Below are 4658 nucleotides of genomic sequence, written 5' to 3'. Positions count from 1 at the left end.
AAAAAAAAAAAAATCACTCAAATCCTGAGACTCAAGTGAATTAATATTATTTTAATGTAAAATTAAAGCAGTTAGTAGTAACCTTCCAGCATCATGCATCCCTCAACCAACGTACAAATTCCAGCTTCCTATTTACTCTGGTGATTCTGATCATTTCTGTGCTCCATAATTTCAAGATTTTTATCTACGAAATAAGCACTTCCGAAACCATTGACGTAAGCACCTTTTACAGGAGTTAAAGCAATCAGAATAAAATCCTTCATTTCAGAAATTACTTCCACTACTTTACCGTGAGTTTCCTTTAACTGAGCAACAACTGTATTCCATTTTTCAGAATCTCTTTCAATTTGAGAAGTTGATGCTTCAATAGTCAATCTTTCTCTTGCATAAATCTGTTTTGTAGCAGATTCATCTTCAATAAACATGATTGATGTTTTTCTTCCTTCAGAAAGATTTTTTGTATGTTTTGCCATGAAAGACACTAAAATATAGAAAGAATTGTCAACCTGTACAAACGGCGCATAACTTGAGTTTGGAGTTCCTTCTGCATCTACGGTTGCCAAAATAATACTTTGGGTTCTTGCAATCAGTTCTTTCACTTTTGGAGCAAGAGGCTTAGCTTGTCTCTGAGCTTCTTCCTGAGTTGAGGTGTGGTTCATATATAAGATTTATTGTACCACAAAAGTACGTTAATTAGAATTAAAACAAATAAAACAAAGGCTGTAAAATCTCATATATGGGAAAATTTCAAGTGTTTTTTTATCTAAATTATATGTTGTAATTTTGCACTTTAAATATTTGAATTTAAATCATTCATAAGATATGAGTACAACTACACAATACGTTCCTTATAAAGTTAAGGACATCTCCCTTGCAGAATGGGGAAGAAAAGAAATTACCCTTGCTGAAGCAGAAATGCCAGGATTGATGTCTATCCGTGAAGAATACGGACCGTCTCAGCCATTGAAAGGAGCAAGAATCGCAGGATGTCTTCACATGACGATCCAGACTGCAGTTTTGATCGAGACTTTGGTTGCTTTGGGAGCTGAAGTTACATGGTCTTCTTGTAACATTTTCTCTACTCAGGATCACGCTGCTGCTGCTATTGCTGCTGCAGGAATCCCTGTTTACGCTTGGAAAGGTCTTAACGAAGAGGAATTTGACTGGTGTATTGAGCAGACTCTTTTCTTCGGGGAAGACAGAAAGCCGTTGAACATGATTTTGGATGATGGTGGAGATTTAACCAACATGGTTTTCGACAGATACCCTGAATTCACAAAAGACATCAAAGGACTTTCTGAAGAAACTACTACAGGAGTTCACAGACTGTACGAAAGAATGAAAAACGGAACTTTGGTAATGCCTGCAATCAACGTAAATGATTCAGTGACAAAATCTAAGTTCGACAACAAATACGGTTGTAAAGAATCTGCAGTTGATGCTGTAAGAAGAGCGACTGATATTATGTTAGCTGGTAAAAGAGTTGTAGTTTGCGGTTACGGAGACGTTGGTAAAGGTACTGCTGCTTCTTTCAGAGGAGCTGGTTCTATCGTTACTGTTACTGAAATCGACCCAATCTGTGCTTTACAGGCTGCAATGGACGGTTTTGAGGTAAAAAGATTAGATTCCGTTGTTGATAACGCAGACATCGTAATCACTACTACCGGTAACTTCAATATCGTAAGAAAAGAACATTTCTTAAAATTAAAAGATAAAGCAATTGTTTGTAACATCGGCCACTTCGATAACGAAATCGATATGGCTTGGTTAAATGACAACTACGGTCACACAAAATCTGAAGTTAAACCTCAGGTTGACATCTATACTTTGGAAGATGGTAAAGAAGTGATCATTCTTGCTGAAGGCAGATTGGTAAACTTAGGCTGTGCAACGGGTCACCCATCATTTGTAATGTCTAACTCTTTCTCTAACCAGACTTTAGCTCAAATCGAACTTTGGAACAATTCTGAAGCTTACGGAAACGAAGTGTATATGCTTCCTAAACATTTAGATGAGAAAGTAGCAGCTCTTCACCTTAAAAAATTAAGCGTTGAGTTGGAAGTTCTTTCTACAGAGCAGGCTGAGTACATCGGTGTAGAAGTACAGGGACCATACAAGCCGGAATATTATCGCTACTAGCAGTTGGCTTTTGGCTAATGGCTTTTAGCATTTTGCTATACAACGCTTCGGAATTTTCCGGAGCGTTTTTCATTAACAGAATTCTCTCCCCGCTCAAACCGTCTTGCTCTAAACATTACCTGCCCCATTAATCATTATAAATTACTTATTGCTTATATTTTAAGGAGCTATTTCCCGCTAGTAGTTTATCCTGAGCTTGACGAAGGGCTGTATCTTTTTCTCTTCGTTCCTCATCACAAAAGGATGTCGCTGTTATCGGGGCTGGGACATGATTGCGCATACACCACCCCGTCAAAAAATCAAAGATTTTTTGACACCCCTCCAAAGGAGGGGAATTTAGACGATTATTAATTAATCTGAGTTCGGGTTAAGCTTTAAGTATAAATTTTCAAAGAGTTGAATCAATAACGACGGGCTTTAGCCCAATGTTTCTTATGATGAGCATTATAAGGCTTTAGCTGTAACTTAAAGATACATTTCGGCTTAGGCCAAATATATATCTTCATATAAATGGGCTAAAGCTCATTTGTGTTGAATTATAGAATCTTTTTTATCCCAGATCCAGGTTATTAAAATCTATTTTCTAATAACTAGCGGCTATATTATCAGTTTTCAATTAATGTTGATGATTTATTCTAAAATTATAACATTATTCAGACTGCTTTTCCAAATAAAGTGATAAAATCAACATTTAATTACAAGCATTCACAAAAAAATAATATATTTGATATCGATAATAAAAAAAACAATTAATGAAAAAACAGGGAGTTTCAAATGCATTTGTCGCGGCATCATGGGTGGCGTTGGGTGCAGGTATGATCGGATTTATCGTCGGATTGGCAAGAGCCGAAATGCAGCTTAATGAAAAAGGGTATTATTTTACCATTCTTCTTTACGGTTTATTTGCCGTGGTTTCTCTGCAGAAAGCAGTAAGAGACAGAATGGAAAACATAAAAGTAACTGATATTTACTACGGTATTAGCTGGTTTGCTACCTTGTCTTCGATTGTACTGCTTGTGATCGGACTTTGGAATGCCACCATTTTACCAAGTGAAAAAGGGTTCTACGGATTTGCATTTTTGCTGGCTCTTTTTGGAGCGATTGCCGTCCAGAAAAATACGAGAGACAACATGACTCAGGAATAAAAATGACAGTTGACGCCCACCAGATTTGGTGGGCTTTTTTATTGTGTATTTTTTATTTCACAAAATAATGAAATTAAAAGTTGTATTTTTGATTTTTAATAATTCACCACACCAAATTAAATGTTGATTAATATGATCGCAGAAAACAATCTTTTAAAAACAAAACTTACAATTTTCTTCCTGATGATATTTTCGTTTCAGCTGCTGACAGCTCAGAATGAATTCATCACTACCTGGAAACCTGCCAACAGCCAGAATCCAATGCTGTCCAGCACCCCATTTCCATCATCAGACACTCAGGCATGGATGCCCATTAGGGGAAGCAACTTCACGGTTGAATGGGAAGAAGTGGGTTTTCCCGCACATCATGCTACCATTGCCAATCAAAATTCTACGCAGTTTATATTGCTTGATTTCGGAACTTCACACCATCCTGTTTCTGCCAATGCTACCTACCGTGTAAAAATAAGCAACGGGAATGTGAACCGCATTCTTTTCCATGAGCCGGTTCCGGGAGGCAATCCTAACTATCTTTGGGGAGACACATCCAAAATTACTGAAATTAATCAGTGGGGATCTGCTGTATGGTCGTCTATGTCACACTCATTTGCAGGGTGTACAAATTTAGATTTAAAAGCTACAGATTCTCCCAATCTTTCTCTGGTGACCGACATGCAGTACATGTTTTCCGGATGCACTTCGCTGGTCGGAAATCCATCCATAAACAACTGGGATACCTCTCAAAATACCAAACTGGATGCTACTTTTCATGGGTGTGTACTTTTCAACCAGCCCCTGAACAACTGGAATACTTCTAATGTTACCAGTATGGGAGTAACTTTTATGATGGCGCAAAATTTCAATCAGCCTTTGTCGAACTGGGATACTTCTGAGGTTACAGATATGACATCCATGTTTTTTATGGCAAAAAATTTCAATCAGCCCATCGGAAGCTGGAATGTTTCAAAAGTAGCAGACATGGAATTTATGTTTTCGAATGCCTGGCTGTTCAATCAGGATATCAGCAGCTGGAATACGGGCGAAGTCATTTTAATGAACCACACGTTTCAAAATGCAAAAGCATTTAATCAGCCCATCGGAAGCTGGAATACATCAAAAGTAACGACAATGCAGGGAATGTTCGGAGGTGCTGTGGCTTTCAACCAACCCATTGGAAACTGGAACACCTCAAGTGTTAATCACATGGCAGGTATGTTTCAGGGCGCTTCATCTTTTAACCAAAGTCTCGCAGGATGGAACACTGTGAACGTCATCAGCATGAATAATCTTCTGAACAATGCGGTCAGTTTCAATCAAAATCTTGGCAACTGGAATCTTTCATCACTGACTTCCGCTTACGGAATGTTTCAGAAC

Annotated in this window: 3 protein-coding genes; 2 read left to right on the top strand and 1 reads right to left on the bottom strand. The window is 38.0% G+C overall.

Annotation, left to right across the window (positions count from 1 at the left end):
* Nucleotides 1-128: 128 nt before the first annotated feature.
* Nucleotides 129-659 (bottom strand): pyridoxamine 5'-phosphate oxidase family protein, encoded by a 531-nt coding sequence (locus tag ASG21_RS17730; RefSeq protein WP_056083828.1) that lies wholly within the window; start codon nucleotides 657-659, stop codon nucleotides 129-131.
* A 163-nt stretch (nucleotides 660-822) separates the two neighbouring features.
* On the opposite strand from ASG21_RS17730, the gene ahcY reads away from it, so the two are divergent.
* The gene (gene ahcY / locus ASG21_RS17725; RefSeq protein WP_056083826.1) at nucleotides 823-2139 is read left to right on the top strand and encodes an adenosylhomocysteinase; all 1317 of its coding nucleotides are present in this window, start codon (nucleotides 823-825) and stop codon (nucleotides 2137-2139) included.
* Between the two features lie 752 nt (nucleotides 2140-2891).
* Complete coding sequence (gene yiaA / locus ASG21_RS17720) at nucleotides 2892-3284, top strand: inner membrane protein YiaA (protein ID WP_056083824.1); 393 nt, start codon at nucleotides 2892-2894, stop codon at nucleotides 3282-3284.
* Nucleotides 3285-4658: the final 1374 nt, after the last annotated feature.

The organism is Chryseobacterium sp. Leaf394 (genome assembly GCF_001424105.1).
Taxonomy (GTDB): Bacteria; Bacteroidota; Bacteroidia; order Flavobacteriales; family Weeksellaceae; genus Chryseobacterium.
Note: the sequence above shows the minus strand (reverse complement) of the source record. Positions and strands in the feature narration are given on the sequence as shown.

What these genes read in the sequence shown, in the direction of transcription:
- ASG21_RS17730 (WP_056083828.1), bottom strand. Translation starts at nt 659, where the DNA reads ATGAACCACACCTCAACTCAGGAAGAAGCTCAGAGACAAGCTAAGCCT.
- ahcY (WP_056083826.1), top strand. Translation starts at nt 823, where the DNA reads ATGAGTACAACTACACAATACGTTCCTTATAAAGTTAAGGACATCTCC.
- yiaA (WP_056083824.1), top strand. Translation starts at nt 2,892, where the DNA reads ATGAAAAAACAGGGAGTTTCAAATGCATTTGTCGCGGCATCATGGGTG.